Source organism: Micromonospora orduensis (assembly GCF_006228125.1).
In the GTDB taxonomy this organism is placed as follows: domain Bacteria; phylum Actinomycetota; class Actinomycetes; order Mycobacteriales; family Micromonosporaceae; genus Micromonospora; species Micromonospora orduensis.
The window spans coordinates 1-5964 of the sequence record NZ_VDFY01000056.1 but is presented as its reverse complement, the minus strand read 5'-3'; the positions used below and the strand labels follow the sequence as shown (position 1 = coordinate 5964).

Annotated in this window: 5 protein-coding genes; all 5 read left to right on the top strand. The window is 73.9% G+C overall.

The genetic code is table 11. The annotated features are described in order from the left end of the window. The coding region (locus FHG89_RS00750) for a hypothetical protein (protein ID WP_208760819.1) at positions 1 to 2053 on the top strand (2053 nt) is incomplete at its 5' end. Next, positions 2050 to 3531 (top strand): hypothetical protein, encoded by a 1482-nt coding sequence (locus tag FHG89_RS00745; protein ID WP_139581953.1) that lies wholly within the window; start codon positions 2050 to 2052, stop codon positions 3529 to 3531. The genes FHG89_RS00750 and FHG89_RS00745, both read left to right, overlap by 4 nt. A gap of 2 nt (positions 3532 to 3533) precedes the next feature. Beyond that, on the top strand, positions 3534 to 4034 hold the full coding sequence (locus tag FHG89_RS00740) for a hypothetical protein (protein WP_053659787.1): 501 nt from the start codon (positions 3534 to 3536) through the stop codon (positions 4032 to 4034). After that, complete coding sequence (locus FHG89_RS00735) at positions 4034 to 4684, top strand: hypothetical protein (RefSeq protein ID WP_139581952.1); 651 nt, start codon at positions 4034 to 4036, stop codon at positions 4682 to 4684. Before FHG89_RS00740 ends, FHG89_RS00735 begins: the two co-directional genes overlap by 1 nt. Further along, positions 4681 to 5964: hypothetical protein (locus tag FHG89_RS00730; protein ID WP_139581951.1), on the top strand; the 1284-nt coding region annotated here is incomplete at its 3' end. The genes FHG89_RS00735 and FHG89_RS00730, both read left to right, overlap by 4 nt.

The window sequence follows — 5964 nt, the reverse complement described above, 5'->3', positions numbered from 1 at the left end:
GTCCGGCACCGGCACCGGCGGCGGCAGTGGGTCCGGCGCCGGCGGTCTCGGCGCCGGCACCGGCCCGGGGGGCGGTGCCGGCGGCACCGGCGACGGCAGCGGCGGCGCCCGTCGCGGCGGGTTCGTCTTCGACCCGAGCAGCCCCAGCGCCCCACCCGGCGTCGAGGGTCGCCGGTTTCCCGCCGTCGCCGGCCAACACTCCGAGCCGCGCGCCTGCGCCCCCTTCAACGGGGAACCGGAGCTGGCCGCCCTCGGCCCGGACGGCGACGAGCTGCGCCGCCTCATGGACGACATCGCGTTCCGGTTGCAGATGGGCGAGCCGTGCCGCTACCCGGCGAACTTCTGCCTCCAGGCCGCCGCCATGCTGCGCGGCCGCGCCGCGGCGATCAGCGTGCTGGTCGGCTCGGCCGAGCGCGAGGCGTTCACCCGTCCCGTCCCGGAGGGCAGCGGCGGGCTCGGCCCGCTGGACTTCCGGCCGGTCGCCTCACCCGCCGTGCAGTTCCTGCGCCACCTGGCCGGTGTGGTGCCCCGCCTGGACCGCCTCGCCCAACTGGTCATGGGCCGCTACAGCCAGCCCGAGCACTTCGCCCGGATCCAGGGTGGCTGGATCGACACGTCCGCCTCCTGGAACCTGCACTTCGTCCAGGCGTTCAGCCCGGCCGTCAAGGGGGCGGTGGGGCAGCTTTTCATGGTCGGCAGCCAGGCCATGCTGGTGCAGCTGCTGCTCACCTCGCGTACCGGCATCGACGCGCGGATCGCCAACTTCGACAGGTACGCGCCGATCTTCGAGCGGCTCATCGTCTCCCAGCTCACCGACTACGCGGAGCTTCAGGGGTCGCGGGAGCGGCTGCGCCGCCACGAGGCCGCCCGGTGGACCCAGCAGCACACCGACCTCGGCGGAGGCACCGTCGCCACGGTCAGCGCGGCCAACCCGGCCACCGCCTGGTACGGCGCGGCCCGCGCCATCTCCAGCGCGTTCCTCGCCGCCGAGGCCGCCCTGACCAGCCCCGGCGCGGCCGGTGAGATCGTCGAACGCGACGGCACCACGCGGATCCGCGACTCGCACGGGGTGCTCTGGACCCTCGCCGAGATCGAACAGGCGCTCGTCATCCAACGCGGCGAAGCCGAGGGCATCGACCCGCTGGTCAAACAGATCACCGACGTGCCCGACGTGCTGGCCCGCTTCGCCGGCGAGCGGTCCGCCATCCGTGACGAGCTGTGGCGGGTCCTGCAGGACATGCGGCGCCACAACACCGAGATGCTCGGCCGCGCCCGCACCGACGCGGTGTTCGCGTTCCGGTCCAGCCGGATCAGCGAGCACATCCCGTCGGCCACCATCCCCCGGGGACGCTTCGCCCTACAGGGCATCCACCTGGTCACCCACCAGCAGATCGGCGAGTTCTTCGGCGGCAACCTGTACTACGCCACAGGTGTCGACGACCTGTTCAGCACCGAGCTGGGCCGCGAGGCGCTGACCGCGTTCGGGATCATGGTGGGGATCATCGCGCTGTCCATCCTCTGCCCGCCGCTGGGCTTCGTGGTCGGGGTGGCCGTCGCCGCCGTCGACGTGGCACACGCCCACCAGCGCGAGCGCCTCTACTCCTCGATGCTCGACCCGGAGTTGGTGCTCACCCGCACCGAGGTCGAGGTCGAGCTGTTCGCCGCGTACCTCGGGATGGCCCTGTCGCTGATCCCGGAGGCCGGCACCATCGGCGGCGCGGCCGTGCGCGGCGGCCGGGTCGCCCTGCGCTTCGGTGTCCGCGCCGGGCTGCGCGCCGCCCGGGGGTACGTGGTGCGCCGGGTCACCCGGCAGATCGTCGAAGCCGCATCCCGTGACCTGCTCCAGGCGTTCCTCACCGAGATCCTGCTCAACGAGGTGCTGGAACGGGTGGTGCAGAAGCTGATGGAGCCGGTGCTGGCGTACGTGGAACGCGAGGCGATGCTCAGCGGCGCGGTAGGCGGCCCGGAGGGCGCCCGGTTCATTCTCATGGTGCTCGACTCGCAACCCGGTGGCGCCGCCGCCGGTCCGCGCGTCCCGGTGGTGCGGCCGTGACCGGGCCCCGCCGGTTCCGCGCCGGCCGGTTCCTCGACGCCGCGGCGGTGCACGCTGCCGCCGACGCCAACCCGCGGCTGCGCCGCTTCGTGCGGACCGTCGCCGCGCACAGCGAGGCCGGCGAGGTGCGCTCCCGGCGACTCCTGGAACACCTCGTTCGGCGCATGATCGACGACGTCGCCGACCTGCACCTGAACAACGCGATCAACCGGCTGGAACGCATCGCCGTGCTGCGCGACAACATCGCCGCCATCCTCGACCACGTGCTCGAAGGCGGCACCCTGCCCGAGGGGGTACGGGTGGCGACCCTCGGCGAGCACTTCGACCAGCTCAGCACCGAGATGCGCGAGTTGAGCCGACCGCGCGACGGCATCGTCGGGGACGCGCCGTTGCGGCTGGCCGACGACTCCGCCGCGTACGCCGACTCGCTGCTGCGCGAGTTCGACGCCGCCGGCGGCGGCGCGGGCGGCCGGCACGTGGAGCCCACCGACGTCGTCGGCGCCGCGTTCCAGGCCATGCCTGCGGACCGGCAGGACGCGCTGCGCCGTGCCGCCGCGCTGGAACCGACCGCGCTGTGGCATGCGGTGGCCGCCGAGTCCGGGACCGGCAAACGGGCGGCCGTCGCGGACCTGGAGACCCGCCTCGGCGGCCGGCTCACCCCGGACGAGCTGGCCCGGCTGCGGGCCGCCGTCGATGATCTCGGCAAGGCCCGCTCGCGCGGCCTGCAGATGAGCGAGGCGCGACTGGCCGAGGCTGTCGCGCGGATCGCCGACCCGGACCTGCGGGCCGTGGTGTCCAGCGGCGACGTCTGGCTCACCCAGCAGCTCGCCGTGCACAACCCGGAGGCCCTGGCGACCCTGTGGCGGCGCTTCCGCGACCGGGGCGGCCGCGCCGACGACGGCCCCGGCTTCCGCGCCTACCTTCGCCACGACATGGTCACCTACGGCCGGGGTGTGCTCGGCGAGTACAGCGCCGCGTTCTCGCTGAGCAGCATCGAGCTGTTCCTCAAGGGACCGGACGCCAACGTGAAGGTCGCCGGCACCGACCTCGTCGGCATCGGCCACGACGGCTGGGTGTGGCTGCTCGACGACAAGTCGCACCGCGCGACGAGCGTCAGCGGAGTCAGCGCGCTCACCGAGAACCTGGTCACCAACCTGCGCCGCGACGCCGCCGACTTCCGCGACGCCATCGCCCGGCTGCACCGCGACGACCCCGGCTTCACCCCCGACCCGCGGATCCTCGACGCGATCTCCCGGATGGAGGACGCCGCCGCCGAGATCGACCGGATCAACCGCCGCGGCTCGGCGTCCAGCCGGCCCGCGCGGATCAGCCGAGCGCTCGAAGAGCGGCGGCTGCGGCTGCGGGTCACCAGCGCCGCCGGCGAGGTCCGCGAGATCACCCAGGCGCTGCGCGACCTGGGCCTGGCCGTCGAACCCACCGGTACGCCGGTGCCGCTGCCACCCACCGGAGGGCGCTGAGCATGGCCATCACCAGCAGCTTCATGCGGTACGGCACGGTCCCGTCGGCGATCATCAGCGACGGGGTGCTGCCGATCCCACTCTGGGCGGTCACCGCCATCTCCCTCGCGCAGACCTACCACCTGCCGCCGATCGGCTCCACCGCGCACAAGGCCATCGTGGCCACCCACGACGACACCATCACCCTGACCGGGGTGCTCGTCGGCGCCGAACGGTACGCCTGGAAGTTCGCCCTGGAGACGATGGCCGAGGCGAGCAAACGCGGCACCGCCCTCGCGGCGTACTCCGGGGGGAAGTTCGGCGGGCTGATCCTCGTCACGTCGATGACCATCCGCACCGACATGCAGGTGCAGTCGCTGACCTTCAACGCCTCGGCCGCCCGCCGCGACGTCCTGGACACCACAATCACCCTCGTCCACGTGCCCCGTCCCAGCCTGCTCGGCAAGCTGCTCGACGTGGCCAGCATCGGAGTCGGCGCGCTCGCCGACGGGTTGGGCAACTGATGCCACAGTTCCCGATCGACCGCTACCTGCTGCCGGAGACGCCCGTCGAGGTGCCCGACGGGTTCACCGAGGTCCGGCAGAGCCTCACCGCCGGCCTGCCACACCGCGTCGAGTTGGGCGCCGGCGTGCACGCGGTGCTGATCCTGCCCACCGGACTGGCCCGGCAGTGGCTCGACACCGACCCCCTCGCGGTGGTCAGCACCTCCGCCGACGACCTGGCGCCGCGACCCGCGCCGCCGGCCACACCCCTGTCCCCGGCGCTTGTCGGACGGGTGCCGCTGCGCCTCGTCGTCCGCCAGGGCACCCGGATCCTCGGCTCGGTGCCGCTCGCCGCCGGTCTGCGCCGGGTCTGCCCCGACGGCGGCACGCCCGTCGACACCACCGGAGCCACCCCGGTCGCCGTGGAGCTGCTGGTGCTCGCCTGGCTGCTGCACGCCGGGACGGTACGCGGCTCCGGCGACTACGGCTCGTCGGTGACGCTGGCCTGGCGGCGGGCCGACCGCGCGGTGGACCACTTCGGACCACCGCCGATCAACGAGTTCGTCTGGCGTCGCCGGCCACCCGCGCAGCGCGTCGAATCCGAGCTGGGCCCCGGCAAGCTGCGCTACCGCTACCTGCTCGACAAGAAGATGCGGAGGGTGCTGCGATGACGCTCACGCCGTTCCAGAGCGGCCAGGTCCGCCAGGGCGCGGTCGGCAACGACGCCGGCTGGACCGTGACGTTCCACCGGGAGACCCCGACCGGGCTCAGCCCCGACGCCGCGCTCACCCTGTCCAGCGCCGACTACTACGCGGCAATCGACGCGGCGCTTCCCGACGGACTCGGCCCGGGGGCCTACACGATCACCGTGCAGGGGCTGATCGACGAGCACTTCGCGGCGCTGCGCACCGCCGAGGGGCAACCGCCGCTGGTGGCGAAACTGCACCTGTATTGGCGGGACGCCAACACCTCCGTCGGGGCTTTCTTCACCAACCTGGTCGGCGTCAACGCCGGCCCGAGCGCGGCCGAGCTGACCCAGGCGCTGGTCGCCGTGCTGCGGGTGACCAAGGTGCGCCGGCTCACCGGTGAACGGACGTACGACACCGAACTGACCCTCGTCGAGCAGGCGTACGCCCGGCTCGGGCAGCGGGTCGCCGAACGGTTCGAGGCGGCGACCTTCACCGCCGCGATCCGGGCCATCGCCGAACGGACCCGGGTCGACGTGACCGGCTGGGGCGCCAACCCGGACGGCACGATGACCTCCGGCGCCACCGAGGCGGCCGGCGACGAGCGGGTCGCCTTCGGCGCCGGGCTGCTCTACCGCGCCGCGCTGGAGCGTCTCGGTGGCGCCTTGCAGCAGTCACTCAACGCGTACGGGCGGGGGATGCTGCTGATCCGCGACGGCACCGTGCACGTCGGCAGGCGGCCCATCCCGTACCCCGAGGGGGAGCCGAAGCCGCTCACCCTCGCCACCGGCCTGCTGGAGTGCACCGAGAACGGCAGCCAGGACAGCGATCCGTACGCGGCCACCGAGACCGGTGGCACCGCCCCGCCGCGCCGTCGGGCGTGGACGCTCACCCTCAAGGGCCGCCCCGACCTCAAGCCCGGCGACCTGGTGCGTTTCGACCCGCCGGCCACCGACGAGGCCACCACGCTGGGCAGTGTCGGCGCGGCGCTGCTCGGCTCGTTCGCGGCGCCGTTCGCCCCGTCGACCGGTGAGCTGGGCGCGGGGGCGAAGCTGCTCTACCTCAACGCGGCCCGGCACACCCTGTCGCGTACCGCCGGTTTCGTCACGGTGGTGCAGGGCGTCGAGGTCGCCTCACCCGCGCAGGCGTGGGACAGCTGGAGTGACGCGTCCGGCGTGGGCGCCGCCGAGCCGGCGGCCCCGGCGTCCTCGCCCGGCGTAGCCGCCGCCGAGGCGGTCCGCCGGGCGGCCCGCGCCGCCCGGGGC

Coding starts and splice junctions, on each gene's coding strand:
- FHG89_RS00735 (WP_139581952.1), top strand. CDS start 4,034: ATGCCACAGTTCCCGATCGACCGCTACCTGCTGCCGGAGACGCCCGTC.
- FHG89_RS00740 (WP_053659787.1), top strand. CDS start 3,534: ATGGCCATCACCAGCAGCTTCATGCGGTACGGCACGGTCCCGTCGGCG.